Origin of the sequence: Citricoccus sp. NR2, assembly GCF_027594385.1 — a bacterium.
Classification (GTDB): domain Bacteria; phylum Actinomycetota; class Actinomycetes; order Actinomycetales; family Micrococcaceae; genus CmP2.
Genome location: NZ_CP115154.1, coordinates 716626 through 738756 on the forward strand (window position 1 = coordinate 716626; position 22131 = coordinate 738756).

Consider the following 22131-nt stretch of genomic DNA (forward strand, 5'->3'; position numbering starts at 1 on the left):
CTTCTGATCGACTGTCCACTGGTCGTTGCGCCTGCACGCAGTTTCGACTTTCTTACGCACTCAGTCGCTCCAGAAGGAGATCACTTTGCCCCGCACACGCTTGCCCCAGGCCGTCCTGGCCCTGTCCGTCGGTGTCGCCACGCTGTCCACCGCGTTGCCCGCCGTAGCAGCCCCCACCGCCCCGGCCCCCGGCGCCCCGGTCGCCGATCTGCTCGACGTGGACTTCAACCAGGGCACCGCCGACGACACCGCCGCAGGCCGCGACGTCTCCGTCTCCGGCGAGCCCTCACTCGCCGTCGATCCCCAGCTCGGCCGCACCGTCGCCAGCTTCGACGGCTCCACCGATGCCTACTCCTACCCCATCACCGAAGCCGACTACGAGCAGCTCTCCGACGGCTTCGCCGTAGAGTGCAACTTCAAGCTCAGCGCTGACGGCACCACCGGAGAAGACACCCTGTGCGGCAACAAGGAGGCCGGCGGCTTCGCCATGGTCGTCCAGGACTCCCGCGCCGCGTTCATGATCCACGCCGAGGGCGGCTACACCTTCGCCTGGGCCGACATTGATCCGGACCGCTGGTACCACGCGGTCGGCGTCTACGACGGCGAGAACATCCAGCTCTACCTCAACGGCGAGCTCGTCAGCGAGAGTGCCGCCGGCGGCCCCATGACCGTCCCGGCCGACGCAGACGCCCACAACATCGTCCTCGGCGCCGACAGCGGCAAGGGCGCCCCCGGCCAGCACGCCAACGCCACCCTCGGCAGCGCCCGCGTCTTCAGCGAGCCGGTCACCGCGGAGCACGTCTCCGCCCTGCACCAGGACTTCACCGCCACCCCCGAGGTCCCCGAACCCGATGTGTTCGACGTCGATTTCTCCGACGGAGAGTTCACCGACCGCGCCGCGAACCGCGAGGTCACCGTCCACGGCGAGCCCACCCCCAACGCCGAGGCGGGCCTGTTGCGCCCGGCTATGACCTTCGACGGCGACGACGCCCTGCTCTACCCGCTCGGTGACGCTTATGACGCGCTCGGCGAATCGATGACCCTGGAGTGCACCTTCCGCTACGACGGCGCCCTGCCCGAGTCCGGCGAAACCAACATGTGCGCCAACAAGGAGGCCGGCGGGTTCTCCATGACCATGTACGGCAACACCCTCACCTTCGCCGTGAACACCGGCAGTTACCACAACGCCGGCATCGACATTGAGCCCAACCGCTGGTACCACGCGGTCGGCGTCTACGACGGCCCGTCCCAGACGGTGAAGCTCTACCTCGACGGCCAGCTCGTCGCCGAAACCCCCACCGGAAACTCCACCATCACCTGGCCGCCCAACCCGGCCGCCCACAACATGGTGCTCGGCGCGGACGCCTCCAACGGGTCCTCGCAGTTCCACTCCACCTCCACCATCGCGCACTCGGCCCTGTACTCACAGCCACTCACCCCCGCGCAGATCGCCGCCCGCAGCGCCGAAGCCCTGGGTGAGGATCGCGAACAGTCCTACGCCCTAGCCTCCAGCACGCCCGCCGCCGAGGAGCACATCAGCGAGGAAACTGTCTTTGACGTCGAGTGGGACAACGCGCCGCTGCTCAGCCGCGACCTCACCTACACACTCGACGGCGAAGACATCACCCCCGGCGACACCTTCGGTCCGGGGCTGGCCGAGGGCAGTCACACCATCGTGGCCGAAGGCACCACCGTGTTCGGCACCCCGGTCCGCCAGGAGATTCCCTTCACCTCATCCTCCATCCCGGTCGCTGGCGGCACCGACACCGGGCAGGAGTCCGGCTCGGTGACCCTCTCGGCCCGCGCCGAGAACCCCGACGGCGGCGACGTCACCTCCACCTTCTACGAGGGCCACGCCGATGTGGCCGAGACAGGCTTCCAGGGCCTCATCGAGTCCACCCCGGGCACCCTGGAGTTCGACTACACCGAGGCCGAGGAGCTCGACGGCGCCGGCCAGTCCCTCTCCGCCGCTCCGGGCAGCATCGCGTTCCAGCGCTTCGATGTGACCGTCGACGCCGACACCCCAGAAAACTCCGTGGACGGCCAGGCCGTGCGCTGGTCCGGCACCGTGGACCCCTCCCGCCAGGTCAACCTGCTGGCCTGGAACCACACCACCGAGTCCTGGGAGAAGCTCGCCGGCGGCCGCGGCGTCGACGGCGACGAGCTCACCCTCACCGCCGAGATTTCCGAGGACTACCGCGGCGGCGAGAACAACGACACCGTGCGCGTGCTGGTCACCGGCGAGGACCCCTTCGCCGACGACCTGAACAATGAAGTCCGCGACGGCTTCGAGGACCCTGACGACTACGACTTCTCGCTGGCGCACTTCACGGACTCCCAGTACCTGGCGGAGGGCGCGGTCGAGGCATCCTACTCCGAGGAGCAGCAGTCGGTCTGGGCTCAGAGCTACACCGACGTGATGAACTGGATCGTCAATAACGCCGAGGAACGCAAGATCGCCTACGTCGGCCACACCGGCGACATCATGGAGAACTGGCACACCGCCACCGAACGCGACGACGAAGAAGAGTACCGCCAGATCGCGATCAACGAGTTCGAGTTCGTCTCCGAGGCGCAGAAGATTCTCGACGACGCTGAAATCGTCAACGGGGTGCTGCCGGGCAACCACGACAACCGCTCCGGTGCCGACGTCGGGCCCGACAGCCTCTATAACGACTACTTCGGCCCGGAGCGCTACGAGGCCCTGGAACAGACCGCCGGCTGGCAAGACGCTCAGGCCAGCTACACCCCCTATGCCGACGGCGACAACCAGAACCACTACGACCTGTTCACCGTCGACGGCATGGACTTCATCGCCCTGCACCTGGGTTACGACGTCACCGACGAGGAGATCGAGTGGGCGGACGAGGTGCTCAAGCAGTACTCCGACCGCAACGCCATCCTGCTCACCCACGCCCACCGCAAGCCCAGTGAGAACCCTGACGGCCGCGGCGCCACCTTCTCCCACGACGGCATCAACATCGACGAGGGTGTGCTGAAGCAGAACTCCAACGTGTTCCTGGTGCTCTCCGGTCACGAGCACGGGGTGGACATCGAGGTCCGCAAGGATGTGGGCGCCGAGAACAACAACATCGTGGAGCTGCTGGCCGACTACCAGTTCTACACGGTTAGCGCCGAGGAGCTGGGCCTCACCGGCGTCGACGGCCGCTCCGAGGACGACATGCTGCGGTTCGGCTCCAGCTTTTTCCGGTTGCTGCAGTTCGACGTCGACCGCGGCGAGATGGCCGTGGACACCTACTCCCCGCTGCTGAAGAACTTCGGCGCCACCGAGTACGACGACCGCGAGCGCTACAACGGCACCGAGGACGACACCCGCCTGCCCATCCAGCTGGAGACCCGCAAGACCAGCTTCACCACCGAGGAGGTGCTGGTCACCACCCCAACAGACAACGTGATCGGCGAGGACACCGCCGAGTCCGGCTGGCCCGCCTCCGTTCAGTGGTCGGGCCTCACCGAGGGCGAGACGTACGCCTGGTACGCCGTCAGTCGCGACGCCGAGACCGGCGAGAACCTCACCCCCGGCTCCATCGCTCAGATGTCGGTGTTCACCGCCACCGCAGCGGGCACCGACGTCACCGCCCCCGAGCTCACCGTCCCCGAGGGTAGCGAGATCAGCGTGGGTGAGAGCTTCGACCCGATGGCGGGTGTGTCGGCGACTGATGACACCGACGGCGATCTCACCGCCGAGGTCGAGGTGATCGGCGCGGTCGATGCTTCCAAGCCCGGTAGCTACGCCCTGACCTACACGGTGCAGGACGCCAATGGCAACCAGGCCATCGCCTCCACCGTAGTCACCGTGGCCGAGAATACTGAGGACGGATCCGGAAACGGAGGCAGCGGTGGTTCCGATGGCGATTCCGACGAGAGCGGCGACGACGCCGGGGAGAACTCAGAAGAGGAAGCCTCGGGCAACACCGGGGCGGGCGAAACCTCGGACGATGCTGACTCCGGTGCTGCTGGCGCCGGTGACGCGGGGACTGGCACGGGCAGCGACGTTCAACCCGTGATGGACGGCGACGCGGCAGAGGCATCCGGGTCCGAGGCCGGTAAGAAGCAGGGTCTGCTCGCTCGCACCGGTGCCGACCAGTTCCTCCCATGGGCCCTCGGAGGGCTGCTACTTGTCGGCCTAGGTGCTGCCGCCTGGTGGCGCGGACAGCGCTCCCCACAGGGTCGTCACTTCACCAGCACGCACCGTAGCTGACCACTGACGATTCACACAGGCCCGGCACCTCATTCCCGAGGTGCCGGGCCTGTGCAGTTCTACGCATCGCCGCACACCGCGATTTGCCTCATAGGATCAGCGCGATTTGCCTAGTACGAACGTGTCAAATTGCCTAATAGAAAGAGGGCGATCTGCCTAATTGGCGCCCGAGGTCTGGCTCGGTCAGCCAATCACCGCGTGGGATTTGGCTTCCTGGATCAGCTGGAACACCCGGTTCCGTAGTCGCGCATACTCGGGCAGTCCTTTGGTCTCCACTTGGTGTCTCGGTTGGGGCAGATCGACCACGATGTTCTCCGTCACCGAGGTCGGTGCACCGGACAGCACGATGACACGGTCGGCCAGGTACACGGCTTCGTCGATGTCATGCGTCACGAACAAAATGGTTGTGTTGTATTCGGCGCGGATCTTCAGCACGAGGTCCTCGAGCTCGATACGCGTCTGAGCGTCGACAGCGGCGAATGGTTCATCCATCAACAGCACGTCGGGCTGATACGCCAGCCCTCGGGCGATCGCTGCACGCTGTTGCATACCGCCGGAGAGCTGCCAGGGATACAAACCGCCCTTGCCTGCCAGGCCGACCGATTCCAGCGCCTTCTCTGCGCGTTCTTTGCGCTCTCGATCCGGGAACTTGTTCTTGAGCGGCAGCATCACGTTCTTGCTCACCGTCATCCATGGCAGCAGCGACCGGCTGTAGTCCTGGAAGACAACGGCCATTTTCGCCGGCGGCTCGGTCACAGTCTCCCCTTCGAAGACCACCTGACCTTGGGTGGCAGCCTGCAACCCGGCGATAGTTCTCAGCAGAGTGGTCTTTCCTGAACCGGAAGGACCCACCACGCAGACGAACTCGCCTGCGTTCACTTCGAAGGTGACATTCTCGAGGATCCGAGCCAGCTTCTCTCCGCTACCGAAGTTCTTCTTCAAGTTCTGTACCTGGAGAAGGCTGGCCTCCATCGTGTGCTCGGTCATCATCAGTCCTTTCCGCTCAGGGCCAGCATGCCGTGCTGCCAAGCCAGTACTTTTTTCTCAACGAAGATGAAGATCAACGAAGCCCCATATCCAAGAACGCCAAGAAGCAGAGTCCCCGACCAGGTTTCCGTTACGGCGAAGGTCTGCTGTGAATACAACAGCTGGAATCCGATCCCGTTCACGGACGCCACCATCTCCGAAACCACGATCAGGATGATCGAGATCTGCAGCGTGGTCCGTAGCCCCGCGAAAATCTGTGGTCCTGCATTCGGCAGAATCACGGAGAATATCCGCTGAGACATGGTCAGCCGGTACGACCGGGTCATATCCTTCAGCTGCGAATCCAGGGCACGGACGCCGTCGATCGTACTTAGCAAGGTCGGCCACAGTGCGCCAAGCACGATGATGAAGATATTCATCCCCGCCCCAATGCCGATCAGCAGAATCCCGATGGGTACCAGGACCGGCCCAGGAACGCTGCGCATGAACATGATCAACGGGTCGAAAGCCAGGCGTAGCCACCGGTTCATCCCCAGCAGTAGCCCGATGCCCACACCTAACACCGCAGAGATGGTAAATCCGGCCAAGAATTTTCCGACGCTGGGCAGCAAGTCCTGTGTAAAGCCCTCACCGAACCAATACCCGAAAAACGTCGTCAGAATATCTTGCAAGGGTGGGAAATACAGAGATTCGCTACCTTGGGAGGCGAACCACCACAGGAGAAAAATCATGATGGGCAGCCAGGCTCGCCAGGCGAACCAGGTAAACCCTCGTGAGGTCGAGGTCCTCCAGGGCGTCCTGGTTCGAGTCGAGACGCTGGAATCAGCGTGAACGCTCATCAGTTCTTCCCTCCCTGTTGCGACGGATGCCAGAAAAGCAGTGGCTTCTCAAGGAGTCCGAAGACCACATTGATGCCCACTCCGAGCACTCCTGCCGTGATGATGTAGGCGTACATCGTGTCCAGGACGCCGTTCGCCTGGCTCACGGCGATGGTTTGGCCGATGCCGTCGGCGCCTCCGACCAGTTCCGTGACCACCGCGACGATCACGGCGATGGAAGCGGAGATCCGCAGACCGGTCAGTGCGTAGGGCACCAGCGTCGGCAGCACGATGTGCTGTGTCGTCAGCCGCCATCCCAGCCGATAGGACGAAGCCATATCCAGGGCGACGTTGTTCGTCTGCCGGATCCCGTAGACCATCTGAGTCAAGAACGGCCACATCGCGCCGAAGGTCACCAACGCGATTTTCATCGTCGGACTCGGCCCCCACAGGAGCAGGCCCAGCGGGATCAGGGCAATCGGCGGCACGGGCTTCAGGAATTCGATAACGAACCAGGTGGATCGGTCCACAGGACGCATGGTCCCGATGAGCAGCGCGGCGACCGACCCGATTACTAGCACCAGCAGCAATCCGATGAGCGCTCCGGAGACGGTAGCCCAGATGTCCAGCCAGAAGGCTGAGGTGATGATGAGCTGGACCAGTTCGACGATCACCGCCCCTGCGCTGGGGAACACGTCCGAAGACAGGACGCCGGCAACACTGAAAATCTGCCAGAAGCCCAGGGCCACGAGAATCGTCACCCAGCCAATCGATTTCTCCAGGATATGTGTGGACGCACCCTCAAGCCGAGGACGGCGAGTACTTGCTATCGCGGTCATGGGTAGATCACCTCCGAACCTTCAATAGGCTCAGTAATGATGTCGAACTTGGCCATGACATCGCTGATCTGTTCCAGACCGTGTGGAGTCAGTTCTGTCGAGTAATGAGGCAATCCCATCGTCTGTGCGGCTTGTGGATCCATGTTCCCGTATTCGACGAGAACGTCGCGCACCAGTTGATCGTCCCGCGCCGCGTCCGCGATAGCCAGTTCAATCGCGTTGGTGAAGTTCTCGACCACCTCGGGGTTCGTCTCGATAAACGGGCCCGCCGTGAAGTACAGGGTAGTGGTGGAACCAGGTTCGAATGCTGTGGCGTAGAGAGTGCTGAGTTGCTGGTAGCCCGCATCAAGTGAGCGACTGTAGAACGGCTCCGCCAGCGCAGCAGCATCGATACGACCCTGCCGCAATGCGCCGATCATGTCAGGGAACGGCATCGCCACGAAGGTCACCGTATCCGGATCGCCGCCATCGCGTTCAATCGCTTCCATCGCGGCCACATGCGGCAGTGCCGACAGTCCGTTCACCGCTACCGTTTTACCAACCAGATCACGAGGACGCTCCAGCGGCGAATCCGCCACGGCGACGAGCCCCGTCTCGTCCGATCCGTCGACCGAATTCGACGACGAGTTCGCTACTGCATAGAGAGGAAGCCCCCTGCTGACGGCGCCGATGAACGGCGAGGCAGCCGCGAAGCCGAACTGCAACTGACCATTTAGTACAGAAGGTGCCACCGCCGCGGCGTTCTGTGCGATCTGGACCTCTACATCCAGTCCGTATTGTTCAAAGTACCCCTGTTCCATGGCAATGTATAAGCCTCGATCCACCGACGCGGGTTCAGGCCGGAGTGTGATTCCGGAAGCACCGGGTGAATCGATTTTGGGCGTGAGGAAGTAACCGGCCTCGCTGCCGGTGGTGTTCCACTGTTGGTCCTTCGGTCGTGCCGGGGCGCAGCGTTCGGTCGGTTGGCTATGCCGATTGTGGTGGCGGGTGGATGGCGGTGAAGAGCCGTTCGAGTCCCTGTTGCCAGGGCCAGGCCTCGGGCAGTCTGATTCGAATTTTGCGGGCGCTGGAGGCGATTCGGGCCGGGATGTTCACGAGTCTGGCCCGGATGGTGCCGGTGCGGGCTTTGGTGAAGGTGCCGGCGGCGAGGATCCCGGCGGTGCGGGTGAGGTTGTAGGCCATCACCGCGCAGACCAGCCAGGCGCTGTTGGCCCCGAAGTGGCCGGAGGGCAGGTGGGCCAGGGCGCTGTCTTTCAGGTCGGCGTTGACTTGCTCGATGATCGCGTGTTGCCGGTGGGTCCGGTCCGCGGCCACCGTGTCCAACACTTCCGGATCCACGGTGGTGAAGAAGGCGTGGAACCGGTGCGTGTCGAACAACGTCGGCTGCCCGTCGTCCTGCCTGAGGTTCAGTTCTGGGATGCGGCGCACCACCAGCCGTCCGGGGATCCGTTCGGCTTTCTTTCTCGAGGTGAACGCGGTGAAGGACACCTCGGCGACCTCGGCTTTGGAGGCCCAGGTGCCGGTGGTCTCGTCGTAGATCGCCTCGGGGTATTCGATGCCGGTCCAGGCATCGTCGGCGATGGTGGCGATGGCGGCCTTGACCGCCAGATTCATCCGCACGGTGACCGAGACGTCGGCACCGGCTTTCAACGCGGTGGCCACGGTGGCGTGCCCGTAGAAAGCCGAGTCGGCACGGACCAACATCCGGGCGCCAGAGTCCGGAGGCAGTCGCTTGAGCGTGGCCAGCGCGTCGGCGATCAACCGGCAGGCCCCGCGTGGGGAGCCCACCGCTCCGCGACGCAGACGCTGACCCAAGATCACCGGGGCCGCAGTCTCGGTGCTCGCCGTGGCCAGCAAGGCGTTGAGTCCACGCACGCCCGAGTATCCGTACCCGGAGCCCTGCTTCTGATAGCCGTGGACCTCGATGATCGTGTCGTCCACATCCACATAGACGAACTGTCCGGCGCCGGGGCTTCCCAGCACCGATGCCCTGACGGAGAGGTTGGCCAACAGTCCGGAGGCGACCGCGTCGAGCTGGCGGACGTGCCCGAAGGTGAACGCACGCAGGAACGAACCCAGGGTCGAGGGCGCGTAGCAGGCGTTGAAGATTCGTTTCATCGCCCCGTGGCGCAGGATGGCCATGTCGTCGATCGAGTCGGCTCCGGCGCACATGCCGGCCACCAGGGCCGCGATCTTGGCCCCGGCGTTGGCGCCCTTGTCGGTCGGCACCGTCAATCGCCCCTTGGCCAGCTGGTGCAGGCCGGCCTCGGCGGCCAGCTCCATCATCGGGACCAGTCCGGCGGAGCCGATGAGGTTCGGCTCGTCGAAGGAAGCTGACAGTGCGGAACGGGTGTGGGAAACTTGCATCTGCGAGATGCCCTCTCATCGCGGTGGAACGGAACCCTGAACAAGTGCCATTCTTCCCGGTCAGACGGGCATTTCGTTCTTAATTACGTACCAGTACCAAGCATGCTCATCGGTGGATCAAGGATAAGGGAGCCGCTGCCGACGTCGGGACCACGCCCACTCGGATAACGTCACCGTCGTCGATTTCGACCGCGCTACCCTGGCCAACGCCACAGGACGTCATGGCCAGAGCCAAAACCCCCAATATCACGACGGAAAGATAGTGCGGCGTTCTTCTTCTCTTGTGCTTGTGTTCCATATCTATCTTTCACCCTTTCCGCGAGACCTCGCCCATCGGGCCGACGTTCCGCGCAGCTTGTAGCCCTCCGTCGACAACCACGTCAGTGCCGTTGATCCATACACTTGCGGGCGAAGCCAGAAAGCTCACCACGTGCGCTATATCCTCAGGTTTACCGAAACCATTCGTGACGAGCGCGGCACTCTCGACTTTCTCGACCCCATGGTCCGCTTTGAAATCATTCAGAATTGGCGTGTCCACCGGTCCAGGACTCACTGAATTGACGCGGACACCCTGAGGCAGCAAGTGGGCCGCTTGAAACTGCGTCCACGCGCGCACGCATTCCTTGGAGAACCGGTAGGCCCCTTCAGCAATTTCGCCAGCGAATTGTTCCATGACGCTGTCAAGGTCGTTCTCCTGAATCGCCGCGCAGAGCATGTCGGCTCGATCGCTCCAATCCTCCGCTACCGAAGAACAGATATTGACGATGAAGCCGCCACGGTCAAGACGCGGTGCCACCGCAGTCGAGATCTCCTTCAGCGCCAGAAAGTTCACTGCGAGAACGTTCCTTGCCTGATACGTACCGGGGACACCAGCAGCGTTGACCAGACCCGCCAATTTGTCGGGAAGGGCGTCAAGGATCGAAAGGACTGCCGCGGGGTCCGTTAGGTCGGCCGTGATCGCATCCCAGTGCGTGGATGATCGAGGATTCCGGTCGACACCGATCACGGGCACCCCCCGATCATGGAGCACCGCACAAATGGCGGCACCGATACCTGAGGACGAACCCGTCACGAGCACAGGGCGAACCGGATTCTCGGTCTTGGTCATTTTTTCTCCTGCCGTCATGAAACCTCGTGCCGCAAGCGTAATGAAGATCACAGATGAGCCTTCTCGTTCTTTCCATCTGTCGGAAAGAAAAAAGATCCCCGCGCGCACCGGTGAAAGAGTGGGAACCGTTCGATTCTGCGATCCACGAAAGGTCAACGCCCGATGCGAACCTTCAATATCACTGACCCCGCCTCGCTAGAACTAGTTGATCATGCACCATGGTCTTCGGCAGAGGACCTGGAACGCGCGGTGCAGGAGTCACAGTCCATCAGCCGCGTGTGGGCCAAGAATCGAGATGCTCGACGGGAAGCAATGCGTGCTGCGGCTGCAGACCTCCGATTGAACGTCGGCACGCTCGGGGCGATTTTGACGCGCGAGCAGGGCAAGCCTCTCCTCGAGGCCGAAACGGAATTCATGACCGCTGCAGAGCTCTTGAACTATTACGCAGACCTTGAATGGGATGAATCGACTGAACTGCCGGAGCGAAGCGGTCGTTCGGTGAGCGTACAACAACTTCCGGTGGGACTAGTCGGGGCAATAACGCCCTGGAATTTTCCTATCTCGTTACTCGGGGTGAAAGTCGCCCCAGCCCTCGCCGCCGGGTGCACCGTGATCTCCAAACCAGCCGCCACCACACCGTTATCCACCCTGGCCTACGCGCAGGTGCTTCAACGACATCTTCCAAAAGGAGTGCTGCAGGTCCTGACCGACCCGGGTCGAGAAATGTCAGTAGCGATCAGCGAACACCCCGCAATTCGGAAGATCTCCTTCACCGGGTCAACGGAGGTCGGAGTCGCCATGATCCAGCAGGCCGCCCCCACTATGAAGCGGGCCACCCTCGAGCTTGGGGGCAATGACCCTGCCATTATCTTGGAGGACGCCGATCTGGAAGCAACAGCACAGGGCATCGTCGCGTCGGCCTTCCGCAATGCCGGGCAGGTCTGCATGGCTGTCAAGCGAGTCTATGTGCCGCAAGCCAGACTCGACGACTGCATCGAGGCCTTCACGGCAGCCGTGGGACGTTTGACCGTGGGGCATGGCCTCGACGCCACCACCACGCTCGGCCCCCTGCACCATCAGAATCAACTCAACAGGGTGCGCGAACTCGTCGACCGAGCGGTGGTGGATGGCGGCACCGTCGCCATCGGCGGCGCGTCCACCTGCGATCTGCCCGGGTACTTCTGGGATCCGACAATTGTCTCCGTTCCTGACCCTGAAACTCCGCTGGTGAGCGAGGAACAGTTCGGCGCGGCCCTGCCCATTGTGGGCTACGCCGATCTCCACGAACTCATCGAGTCGCTGAACGCCGACGCTTTCGGGCTGGGAGCCTCCGTATGGGGCGCGGACGAAGAGCGTGCCTCCGCCATCGCACAACACATCGAAGCAGGCACTGTCTGGATTAACCAGCACACGGTGGTGGAAGTCGATGCGCCCTTCGGCGGCTGGGGTCATTCGGGAGTGGGACGAGAGCGTGGTCGCTGGGGACTCGAAAGTTACCTCGAGCTTCGCACGATCAATCGACGTCGGCTGTCGCAACGCTGAGACGAAACGACAAACACGGAATGGAACACAAGCAATTGCCAAGCAACCAGCAGAACGTGCCTCAGTTCGAGATCATCACCTTGGGCGTAGCCGCCGGCCCTGCCATTCGAGGATGCGAGGCAGGCATGTCCACCGCAGTCCTCGTAGATGGCGCCTTCTACATCGTAGATTTTGGGCTGGGTTGCACGCGCTCCGCTCACGAATCAGGACTTCGCGGCAAGCATCTTCGCGCCGGGTTCATCACACATCTCCATTCGGACCATGTGGCCGAGCTACCCGCATTTCTCATGTGGAACTGGGGCAGTCCGGTGGACGGATTCGAAAAACAAGTGAAGCTATTCGGCCCCGGACCAGACCCGTCTTTCGAACAGAAGAATCCCCGCTTGCACGGCACGTCAGGAATGATGGCCCACATCCAGGAGGCATTCAGCTACGACCTTCACATTCGAGAGAATGATGAGTCGCGACCGCATTTCTCCGATCTGTTGGAAACCGTAGATCTCGATGTTCCGGAACCAGGAAGCGAACGGATCTTCGAGGTCTATCGTGACCTGCACGTGGTGGTGAGTGCCGTCTTGGTCGACCATCCCCCCGTTTTTCCGGCCGTTGCATATCGATTCGACACACGCTACGGTTCTGCGGTCATCTCCGGCGATACAGCGGAATCGAAGGCCTTGGTTGCGCTTGCTCGCGATTGCGACATGCTCATCCACGAGGCGGTGAATCTTGACTTCTACCGACGGAAAAAATTCGCACCAGCCTTTATCGCGCATCAAGCCAACTCTCATACCCCACCCGAGGGAGCTGGGCGTGTCGCCAAGGCTGCGGGGGCGAAGCACCTCGTCCTGTCTCATTTAGCGGGGCAAATGTCCGAAGACATGTGGCAATCCCGGGCGGCAACGACGTATTCGGGACCCATATCAGTGGCCCATAGCGGTCAGCGTTTCACGGTGGCCTCACACTGACCAGACCCCACCATCATCCAACGTCAGTTGCCGGCCGATGGCGCGAGCTGCGATCCGCAAAACCGGAACCACCGTGCCCACAGGAGCAGGACCGGCCAGGGTCACCACACCGATCGCTGCGACGACGCGACCATCGCCGATGGTGATCGGCACGGCCAGCCCGTAATGCCCTTCAGCCGTCTCCTCCATAGAGGTGGCAAATCCCTGCTCTCGCACTCGTCGGCTTTCACGTTTGATCTCACCAGGAGAAACCAAGGTCTTTTTCGTATAGCGTGCCGGAGATTCCAACACTGCTTCGACCACACTGTCGGGCGCATATGCCAGCAGCACCTTGCCACCGGCAGAACCGTTATAAGAGACCTTCTCGCCCACCCTCCGAAAAGGGACTTTGACCAACGAACCAGACATTCGCTCAACCAAAAGCACATCGTTGTCTTCAGGAACGAAAAGATTCACAACGTTCTGTGTAATGAAGAGAACATCCTGCATGTGTGGGGCCGCCACCCCGGTCAAGCTCTTCTGCATCACGGCAAGGTGGCCGAGAGCCCAAATGCGCTGGCCGACGGAATAGTGCTTCCCTTTCCGCTCCAACCCGCCCCAGTCTACGAGTTCGCTAATCAAGCGATGGGCTGTGGCCACAGGTAAACCAGCCCGCCGAGAGATATCGCTCAAAGTCTGATGCTCCCGTCCGGGCTCGAAGGTATCAAGTACGGAGAGAGCGCGAGACGTGACCGACCCACGGCCAGAAGGTTCACGAACAATTCGTTGAGACATGATCACCACTCCATATTCGTCCCATACCGTCACCTTATCGGCGTCAGCACAGCAACTTTCACTTCGACGCAGTGCTCCCCGGCGCCGCACTACAACATCCTAGGGATGCCAGCAGGCCGGGCCGTAGGCTGGTAGGGAAAACCCTCGGTCATCTCGGCGGAGAACCGCGTTCCGCGCCGGCACGGTCCAAAAATAGGGTGGAACCATGAACACCACCACCACAGCTCCTCGCCCCTATTTCCTCGTGGGCGCGGCCAGCGTCCTCCTCTCCGGACTGCTGTCCGTCACCTGGCTCATCGTCAGCGTGTCCATCTTCTTCACCGGCATTGGTTCCCTGCCTGCCGGGCTGATGGGCGTGCTGCTGCTGGTGCCCTGGGTGATGGTCATGCGCTGGATCGCACGCCTCGAGCGCCGCCGCGCCCTGGCCGTCCACGGCATCGACACCATCGAGCCGGCTCGCTCCGTCTCCGACAAGCCCGGCTTCCTGGGCTGGCTGCACACCCTGGGCCTGACGGTCATCTCCTGGCCGTTCTGGCGCTCGGTGCTGCACCACCACTTGAACATGTTCATCGCGTTCTTCCCCAGTCTCGTCTTCTACTCCGGCATCTGGGCGCTGTGGACCTCCATCGAGGCGTCCATCGTGGTCCCGGACGCCCGGGTGCTGGCCTGGCAGCCCGGTCCGGTGCTGCTGATCCTCGGCGGCGCGCTCTGGTTCCTCGCTGGCCTGGCTGCCCTCACCGCGGGTGTCTTCGCCGAGCGCGGCCTGGCCCGGGTCATGTTGCCCAATGGCGATGAGGCGCTGCGCGAGGAGGTGCACGAGCTCTCGGCCCGCCGTCAGGGCGCGGTCGACGCTGCCGAGCAGGAGCGGATGCGCATCGAGCGCGATCTGCACGACGGCATCCAGCCGCGGCTGGTCTCCCTGGCCATGACGCTGGGGATGGCCAAGACCAAGATGGATCAGGATCTCGACTCCGCCAAGCACCTGGTCGACGAGGCTCACACGGAAGCAAAAGCAGTGATCACGGACCTGCGTCAGTTGGCCCGCGGCATCCACCCGGCCGTGCTGTCGGATCGCGGACTCGACGCTGCCTTGTCTTCACTGGCCGCCCGCTCCGCCATCCCGGTGGACCTCAACGTCTCCGTTCCGGGTCGACTGCCGCGCGAACAAGAAGCGGTGGCGTACTTCGTGATCGCCGAGACGCTGACCAATATCACCAAGCACTCCCATGCCTCCCGGGCCACGGTGCTCGTCACGGTGGAGCACGAGCAGCTCTACTTGCGCGTTGAAGACGACGGCCGCGGCGGAGCCATGGTGCGCCGCGATGGGGTCTCCACCGGCCTGGCCGGGCTGAGCGACCGGGTGCGCGCCACCGGCGGTTCCTTCGAGATCGACAGCCCCGTGGGTGGACCCACCGTGATCACCGCCCACGTCCCGCTCACCACGCAGGCCCAGCACCAGCCGGCCCCGACCCCCGAGGAGCAGTCATGACCAGCAGCCCCGAGACGACCCCCATGACCATCGTCATCGCCGAAGACTCGGTGCTGCTGCGGGCCGGGCTGGAACGGCTGCTCACCGACGCCGGACATCACGTCCTCGCCGCGGTCGACAACGCCAACGACCTGCTCGATGCCGTCAGCCGCCACACTCCGCAGCTGGCGATCGTGGATGTGCGCATGCCACCCACCTTCACCGATGAGGGCATTCGCGCCGCCGCGCTGATCCGGGCTCAGAACCCGGACGTCGCCCTGCTGGTGCTCTCCCAATACGTGGAGGAGCGCTACGCCTCCGAGCTCATCGCTGCATCCAACGGCTCCCTGGGCTACGTGCTCAAGGATCGCGTGGCGGACGTGGAGGACTTCCTCCGCGTCGTCGCCTCGGTCGGCTCCGGCGGCACCGCGCTGGATCCGGAGGCGGTCCAGCAGATCCTGGTCCGCTCCCGGCAGAGCAATGTGCTCAACGAGCTCACCCCGCGCGAGAGGGAAACCCTCCAGCTCATGGCCGAGGGCCGGTCCAACGCCGCCATCGCCCAGACCCTGTTCATCTCACCCGGGAGCGTCGAGAAGCACGTCTCCTCCCTGTTCATCAAACTTGGCCTGCCACCCGTCGACGGCGAGAACCGTCGCGTGATGGCCGTGCTGCGCTATCTCGAATCGGAGAACCACTGATGCCAACCTCCACCGTGATCCCGTCCCGTCCCACCGACCCCACCAACGCGCGGTCCACGCGCATCACCATCACCGTCATCGCCGCACTCACTGTGTTGCTCAGCCTCGGCGGCCTCGGTGCCTCCAGCATCGCTGCTGCCGTTGACCGCGCCGACTTCGAAGAGATCCCGCTGCGTCAGAGCATCGGCACCCCCACCTCCCTGGATCTGGACTCCGGTGTGGGCTCCGTGCGCGTCCAGGTCTCGGAAGCCGTCGATGAGATCGAGCTCGGCCTCGTCGATCGCGGCTCCACCACCCTCACCGACACGGATGAGACCACCCAGGGCCACTGGGAGATCAGCGAAGAGGGCACCGGCAGCAACGCCGAAACCTCGGTCACCTTGCAGCGCCCGAACTTCCAGGGCAATATCGGCTGGGCCCTGGGCGACAGCCTCGACCTGCTGGTGGTCATCCCCACGGAGCTCTCCGAGTCGCTGGATCTTTCGGTACGTAACTCCGTGGGCAATATCGAGGCCTCCGGCTCGTTCGAGCGGCTGCACGTGTCCACCAACGTGGGCAACATCAACCTGCCGGCCGTGTCCGCCAGTGAGGAAATCGTCGCCCAGGGCCAGGTGGGTCAGCTGCAGATCGGCCTCACCGAGGACCACCGCGCCGATGTCATCGCCCGACTGGACGTCGGCAATGTGGACGTCACCGTCCCCTGCTGCGAAGCCTGGTCCGTGCGCGCCACCAACGAAGTGGGCGAACTTGATGTCGACTCCGACCTCCGTGAAGGAAGCGGTCCCACCATCGTGGCTCGCACCAACGTCGGTGACGTCACGGTCGAGCGCCGCTAACGAACACCCCCATCACCGAACCTCAGGCGATCAAGTGCGCTGCTACATCAGCCGCTTGATCGCCTGGCGTTTGGGCCAGGTGTAGGGCGGGTAGGCCATGCGTAAGGTGTCCACCTGGTCGGACTTCGTCAGCGACGGGCGCATCTGCGAGAACGTCCGGAAGCTGGCCTCCCCGTGGTAGCTGCCCATCCCAGAGGGCCCCACCCCTCCGAAGGGCAAGGTGTGTAATCCCGCGTGCAGCAGGGCGACATCAAACCCCAGCCCGCCGGCGGTGACCTGCTCCTGGAACGCCTTGTGGTACCGATGCCGGTCGGTGAACAGATACGCGGCCAGCGGGTGCGGGCGCTCCGCGATGAAGGCGATCGCCTCGTCAAACGTGTCCACCCGGATGATCGGCAGGATCGGCCCGAAGATCTCCTCCTGCATCAGCGCCGAATCCGGGTCCACGTCGGCGAGCACCGTGGGCTCCATGTACCGGCCGGGCACATCCACCGTGCCGCCGGAGACCAGTCGCGCCGGGTTCGGACCGGACAGGGCCTCGCGCAGCAGCGACTCCAGCCGTTCGGCCTGAGCCGTGTCGACCAGCCGCGCATAATCCTTCGACGCCGCCGGATTCGCGCCGTAGAACTCCGAGATCACCTCGGGCAGCCGCTTCTGCAGCTCCCGTTCCGAGCGCGCCCCCACGGCCAGCACGTAGTCCGGGGCCACACAGGTCTGCCCGGCGTTGGTGAACTTGCCGAAGGCGATGCGCCGGGCGATCGTCTGCCAGTTGCGCCCGTCGGACACCACGCACGGCGACTTGCCGCCCAACTCCAGGGTCACCGGAGTCAGCTGCTTCGCCGCCGCCTCATAGACAATGCGGCCCACGCGCTCACCACCGGTGTAGAAGATGTGGTCGAAGCGCTGCTCCAGCAACTCGGTCACCGCCTCGGCGCCACCCTCCACCACGCGCACGGCGCGGGGATCCAGATACTCTTCCACCAGCTCGGCGATCACCTTCGAGGTGGCCGGCGCCTTCTCCGAAGGCTTGACCACCACGGTGTTCCCGGCCGCGATCGCCCCCACCAGCGGGTTGATCGCCAGCTGAAACGGGTAGTTCCACGGCGCAATGATCAACACCGTGCCTAGCGGTCGCGGCGCCACATGGGCGCTGGCTGGCTGGAACGCCAGCGGCACCTTCACCGGGCTCGGCTCCATCCAATCCGTCAGATGCAGCAGCGTGTGGTCCACCTCGGACTTCACCACTCCGATTTCGGTGGCCAACGCTTCCGTCTCGGACTTGCCCAGATCCTCGCGCAGCGCCAGGGCGATCCGATGCGACTGCTCGTCCAGCATCCGGCGCAGTGCCTTCAGCCCTTCCACCCGGAACCGGCGGCTGTGCGTGGCTCGGGACCGTGCGGTGTCGCGCAGGGAAGCGACGATCGGGGCGATCTGCTCTGACGGGGTGGCTCGCGTTTCAGTCATGCCCTCCAGCGTAGCGAGCACACCTCCGTGAGGGCTGGAGTTCAGATGCGCCCAACGAGAATCAGATCCGGCTGTCTGTTCGCGATACCCTGTTGTGGATGACTACGCAATACAGAGGCCGCAGCAGCGCCACCGTGCGCCGTGCTCGGCGTACGCTCGACCAGGATGAGCTGCGTTTCCTGCGGGAGATGGAAACCACGCACCTGGCCGGTCGAGTCACCGACCTCTATGGCGAGACCAGGCACCTGAAACCCATGGGTGGCCGCGCCCCGATGGGTGAGTACTTGGCCGAGGTCTGGCAGCGGCGTCATTTCATCATGCGTGAGTCCCGTAACAAGGTGCTCAGCCGCACGAATGACACCCGCCTGGGGCCACTCTGGCTGGTGCTCAGCCCCATCTTGCTGGCTGCCTTCTATTGGCTGATCTTCGGGGTGGTGCTCGGGGTCAGCCGTGGCATGGACAACTTCGTGGCGTTCATCATCATCGGCATCCTGATGTTCCAGTTCACCTCTGGCACCCTGTCGCAGAGCGTGCGCTGCATCGTCAGTTCCAAGGCGATGATCAAGTCGTTCTCCTATCCGAGAGCCGCGATCCCCATTTCACTGGTGATCCGCGAGCTGTTGGCCCAGGTACTCATCATCGTGGTGATGATGGTGATGATCCTGGCCATTCCACCGCACGTCACGATCAGCACCGTCTGGCTATTCGTGCCCGTGGTGCTCGTATTGCAGACCCTGATCAACCTGGGGATCGCGTTCTTCTTTGCCCGCTTCGGCTTCAAGTTCCCGGATGTCGCTCAAGCGATGAGTTTCGTAGTGCGTGTGCTGATGTACGCCTCGGGCGTGATCTTCCCGGTCGAGCGGTTCCTGGATCACCCCACTGCCCTGGCCATCGTCAAGGCCAACCCGGTGTACATGATCCTGGACGCCTATCGAACCATCCTCATGGAGAACACCATCCCCGATCTATCCACCTGGCTGGGCCTGGCGGCCTGGGCAGTGGGTCTGCTGAGTTTCGGATTCATCTACTTCTGGCAGGCTGAGGAGGACTACGCCCGTGACGAGCGCTGATCCCCGCATTACTGTTTTGGCCGACAACATCCACCTCGGCTACAAAGTCCGCACCGTCCAGAAATCGCGGAACCCTCTGCGATTCAACACCCGCCGCATCATCAAGCCGGTGCTCAAGGGCATCTCTTTCGCTGCCCGCGAGGGCGAGTTCATCGGGGTCATCGGCCGCAACGGCTCCGGTAAGTCCACGCTGCTACGCGCCCTGTCTGGACTGGAATCAGTCAGCACCGGCCGGGTGTACACCTCCGCTAAGCCACAGTTGCTGGGCGTGGGTGCCGCGCTGATCCCCAACCTGTCGGGATCCGAGAACGTGATTCTGGGCCTGTTGGCCATGGGCTTCTCCCCTGAGGAGGCCGAGGCCACCCGGGAATCAGTGATCGATCTGGCGCAGATCGGCCCCTCTATCAACCAGCCGATGAACACGTACTCCTCTGGCATGGGGGCTCGCCTAAAGTTCGCGATCTCCGTGGCGGCCCAGCCGAAAATCCTAATGGTGGATGAGGCGCTGGCTACCGGCGACGCCACGTTCCAGGAGCGCTCAAAAAACGCCATGGACAAGATGATCGAGCAGGCCGGCACCGTGTTCCTGGTCAACCACTCACGGGGATCCATCGAGGAGATGTGTACCCGGGTGCTGTGGCTGGAAGACGGTCAGATCGTGGCCGACGGGGACACCAAGCAGAAGATGGAACAGTACATGACCTTCGCCTCCGCCATCGGGCGCGGCGAGCTCGAGTACGCCAACACCTTCCTCACCGCGGTCAAAGACACCTACGCTAAGCAGAACCCCGACCTGCAGCTAACCCCTTGAGCCCCATCCGTCGGCGGCGAGCGTAACTACGAGCTCTCCACATCAATCGGATCAAGGTCACTCAACCAAAACTACTATCGAATTACGCTTCAGCCTCAACGACGTGCGATGAGAGTCAATGATTCAGGCCACGGACCCACTGCAGCCAGCAAGCCATCCCTGGAAGTATCGGAGAAACTCATTGTCCAAAACAGCCGCCGTAGTGCCAATCAGAAATATTGAGACGAGAGTCAGGCTCCACATCAGTGAGTTCTCTCCTAACTCGCACTTCAAGGTCACTCTCGGCAGGCTTCGCGCTGCTAATATCTTTAATTACGGGAGAAGTGCTTTCCAATAACCGTTGTTCGAAACGATGTAATTCGGGTGGCATTTTTTCTTTATTCAATCGAGCCCAGCGTATAAGATGCTCGATAAATGTGACCTTGTCCCTGTAGACACCTAGTTTCGCATTGACCGCACCTATTAGCTTCTTTCCATCAACGTAACGATGCCATGACTCTTCCCATGCATTTTCCAGCTCCTCTTTAACCTCGACAGCAACTTGCTCACCGCATTTCAGCCTCTGCTGCCACATGAAAATCTGATCTTCGATATGCCCCCGCAGCCCGCTGAATTCTCCGTCGGGAGACTCAACTGGAAGCTTCAGAGTGCGATGTTCAGTGAATACGGTGATCGCATTCGCTCTCAATTCGGCCGCACAATCGTGAATAATCTGTATTACATAATCTTCAGGCTTCCCGGCCGCTTCGGCAATAAGCGGGGCATGCAATAAGACGTTCTCCAGCATGCGAGCGCCCCAAACGAAAACGCCCTTCTTCTCGAGTGCAGATGCCTCATCGCTGCTTAGAAAGTCTCGATCAACCACACATAGATGCGGCACTCCAACGTCAGCCTGACCAAGTGCGTGGTAAATACTCAGCGCCCGATCGCGGCCTCCCGCCACCAACACTTTCACCCGCGACAGTTCTTCCACGAAGAGCATTTGCAATCGATTGGCATCATCTTGCCCTTCAACGACAAGGATAGCTTCCATCTGGAGCAGGTCCTTGGGCTGAATCCCGACTTCGGCAAGGGGCTCAAAGGCATCCTGGGAGTCGGAGGCCCATCGCAACTGATTTTCAGCCACTTCCCAGGCGCCACGCACCGAACAAATCTGCTCCTGAGGGATGGTAGCCACAATTGTAGGTGAATGCGTAACTATCAACGCTTGCCCTTGGCCAGCGAGAGATGTGATGGCCTCTAACACGGCTGACTGCAATGTGGGATGCAGGTGCCTTTCTGGTTCGTCCAGCAATAGGACGCCACCGCGCGAGGCAAGCTGGCTAATGTAGTAGAACATTCCAATCATCTCCCGCTCTCCGTTCGAGAGATCCGCGAGACCATGCGTCACCCCGGAAGGAACTTCAACTACAATTTCGGGGCGTCCAGTGTTGGGATCAAAATTCGGCCTGGAGATTGTCTTACCGGTGGCATGTCGAAAAGCTTCTTGGAGTCGATCGTACTCGCCAGGGATCAAACCATCGTTTCGACGAGCAACATACTCACGGTAATCGAGAGCCGTCAGATAGGAACCAACATCGGGCATGTGCTGCGCATTTTTCCATCGAATTTCATCCTGCATCATCTGCCGCCTCTGCAAGGCGTTTTGTCCGGCGTCGAGCAGGTTCAGATCCACTCCAATTTCAGCGTTGAGCGTCGGCTGACGGCGAGCTGAGAGCAAATCGATGTTCGCAAACGAGTAATTGTCGGCGAAGTATCTGCTCTGCAACGATTCGATGACACCGTCACGTTGTACGTAATGCCCCGTTTCCTGAGTGGATGTTGCCACGGCCTGCAGTACGTGCTCTTCTCTACGCTCGATGGGACCTTGCCCCGTATCGTCTAGCCATTGCTCCAGCGATTCGTACTCACCGTCTGAGAGTTCAATGGCAAGTTCCACTGACAGCGAGTTGGAGTATGGACCTACAAGATCCGGCAGATTTATTTCACCGGCCCATACTGCAGCCAAAGCTTCCAGGATGAGGCTTTTGCCTGTACCGTTGCGGCCTGTCATGATAACAAATGGAAGACGGGTCAAGTCTTCCGCATGAGCATCACGGATGCCGCGATAGTTCTCAATTCGAAATCGTGTAATCTTCAATTTTCCCCCATCAAGATCCTAA

17 protein-coding genes are annotated in these 22131 nt (G+C 62.3%); 8 read left to right on the forward strand and 9 right to left on the reverse strand.

All coding sequences use genetic code 11. From position 1 onward, the window contains the following. Positions 1 to 85 precede the first annotated feature (85 nt). Positions 86 to 4222, forward strand: a complete 4137-nt coding sequence (locus O1A05_RS03360) for a LamG-like jellyroll fold domain-containing protein (RefSeq protein ID WP_270106666.1) — start codon at positions 86 to 88, stop codon at positions 4220 to 4222. 183 nt (positions 4223 to 4405) lie between these two features. Here the strand turns inward: O1A05_RS03360 and O1A05_RS03365 are convergent, their stop codons facing one another. The 6 genes from O1A05_RS03365 to O1A05_RS03390 form a co-directional block, all read right to left on the reverse strand. Beyond that, entirely contained in the window at positions 4406 to 5212 is an 807-nt protein-coding gene (locus O1A05_RS03365) for an ABC transporter ATP-binding protein (protein ID WP_270106667.1), read from the reverse strand. Beyond that, positions 5212 to 5940, reverse strand: a complete 729-nt coding sequence (locus O1A05_RS03370; protein WP_270106668.1) for an ABC transporter permease — start codon at positions 5938 to 5940, stop codon at positions 5212 to 5214. The genes O1A05_RS03365 and O1A05_RS03370 overlap by 1 nt, the downstream gene beginning before the upstream one ends. 107 nt (positions 5941 to 6047) lie before the next feature. Further along, on the reverse strand, positions 6048 to 6866 hold the full coding sequence (locus O1A05_RS03375) for an ABC transporter permease (RefSeq protein WP_270106669.1): 819 nt from the start codon (positions 6864 to 6866) through the stop codon (positions 6048 to 6050). Further along, positions 6863 to 7666, reverse strand: coding sequence for an ABC transporter substrate-binding protein (locus O1A05_RS03380; protein WP_270106670.1), 804 nt, complete (start codon positions 7664 to 7666; stop codon positions 6863 to 6865). Before O1A05_RS03380 ends, O1A05_RS03375 begins: the two co-directional genes overlap by 4 nt. Positions 7667 to 7832: 166 nt before the next feature. Then, positions 7833 to 9233: an IS1380 family transposase gene (locus O1A05_RS03385; RefSeq protein WP_270105289.1), complete on the reverse strand. Its 1401-nt coding sequence runs from the start codon at positions 9231 to 9233 to the stop codon at positions 7833 to 7835. A gap of 307 nt (positions 9234 to 9540) precedes the next feature. After that, positions 9541 to 10392 carry an SDR family oxidoreductase gene (locus tag O1A05_RS03390; protein ID WP_270106671.1) on the reverse strand — a complete coding sequence of 284 codons (852 nt, stop codon included), beginning with the start codon at positions 10390 to 10392 and terminating at the stop codon, positions 9541 to 9543. Between the two features lie 111 nt (positions 10393 to 10503). Between O1A05_RS03390 and O1A05_RS03395 the strand changes: the two genes are divergently transcribed. Together O1A05_RS03395 and O1A05_RS03400 are read left to right on the forward strand one after the other, a co-directional pair. Further along, positions 10504 to 11883: an aldehyde dehydrogenase family protein gene (locus tag O1A05_RS03395; RefSeq protein ID WP_270106672.1), complete on the forward strand. Its 1380-nt coding sequence runs from the start codon at positions 10504 to 10506 to the stop codon at positions 11881 to 11883. Positions 11884 to 11903: 20 nt separating this feature from the next. Then, complete coding sequence (locus tag O1A05_RS03400) at positions 11904 to 12848, forward strand: MBL fold metallo-hydrolase (protein ID WP_270106673.1); 945 nt, start codon at positions 11904 to 11906, stop codon at positions 12846 to 12848. Here the strand turns inward: O1A05_RS03400 and O1A05_RS03405 are convergent. Continuing rightward, positions 12840 to 13622 (reverse strand): IclR family transcriptional regulator, encoded by a 783-nt coding sequence (locus tag O1A05_RS03405; protein ID WP_270106674.1) that lies wholly within the window; start codon positions 13620 to 13622, stop codon positions 12840 to 12842. The genes O1A05_RS03400 and O1A05_RS03405 overlap by 9 nt on opposite strands. A 205-nt stretch (positions 13623 to 13827) precedes the next feature. Between O1A05_RS03405 and O1A05_RS03410 the strand changes: the two genes are divergently transcribed. From O1A05_RS03410 to O1A05_RS03420, 3 genes are read left to right on the forward strand one after another with little or no spacing between them, the layout of a single operon-like run. Continuing rightward, positions 13828 to 15111, forward strand: a complete 1284-nt coding sequence (locus tag O1A05_RS03410; protein ID WP_270106675.1) for a sensor histidine kinase — start codon at positions 13828 to 13830, stop codon at positions 15109 to 15111. A 23-nt stretch (positions 15112 to 15134) separates the two neighbouring features. After that, the gene (locus O1A05_RS03415; protein ID WP_270107492.1) at positions 15135 to 15788 is read left to right on the forward strand and encodes a response regulator; all 654 of its coding nucleotides are present in this window, start codon (positions 15135 to 15137) and stop codon (positions 15786 to 15788) included. Next, on the forward strand, positions 15788 to 16624 hold the full coding sequence (locus O1A05_RS03420; RefSeq protein ID WP_270106676.1) for a hypothetical protein: 837 nt from the start codon (positions 15788 to 15790) through the stop codon (positions 16622 to 16624). Before O1A05_RS03415 ends, O1A05_RS03420 begins: the two co-directional genes overlap by 1 nt. A gap of 42 nt (positions 16625 to 16666) precedes the next feature. Here O1A05_RS03420 and O1A05_RS03425 read toward each other — a convergent pair whose 3' ends face one another. After that, positions 16667 to 18088, reverse strand: coding sequence for an aldehyde dehydrogenase family protein (locus O1A05_RS03425; protein WP_270106677.1), 1422 nt, complete (start codon positions 18086 to 18088; stop codon positions 16667 to 16669). 98 nt (positions 18089 to 18186) lie between these two features. Here O1A05_RS03425 and O1A05_RS03430 point away from each other — a divergent pair, with 98 nt between their 5' ends. Together O1A05_RS03430 and O1A05_RS03435 are read left to right on the forward strand one after the other, a co-directional pair. After that, on the forward strand, positions 18187 to 19158 hold the full coding sequence (locus tag O1A05_RS03430) for an ABC transporter permease (protein ID WP_270106678.1): 972 nt from the start codon (positions 18187 to 18189) through the stop codon (positions 19156 to 19158). Then, positions 19145 to 19969: an ABC transporter ATP-binding protein gene (locus tag O1A05_RS03435; RefSeq protein WP_270106679.1), complete on the forward strand. Its 825-nt coding sequence runs from the start codon at positions 19145 to 19147 to the stop codon at positions 19967 to 19969. Before O1A05_RS03430 ends, O1A05_RS03435 begins: the two co-directional genes overlap by 14 nt. A gap of 178 nt (positions 19970 to 20147) precedes the next feature. On the opposite strand, the gene O1A05_RS03440 is transcribed toward O1A05_RS03435, so the two are convergent. Further along, positions 20148 to 22109 (reverse strand): AAA family ATPase, encoded by a 1962-nt coding sequence (locus O1A05_RS03440; protein WP_270106680.1) that lies wholly within the window; start codon positions 22107 to 22109, stop codon positions 20148 to 20150. Positions 22110 to 22131 lie beyond the last annotated feature (22 nt).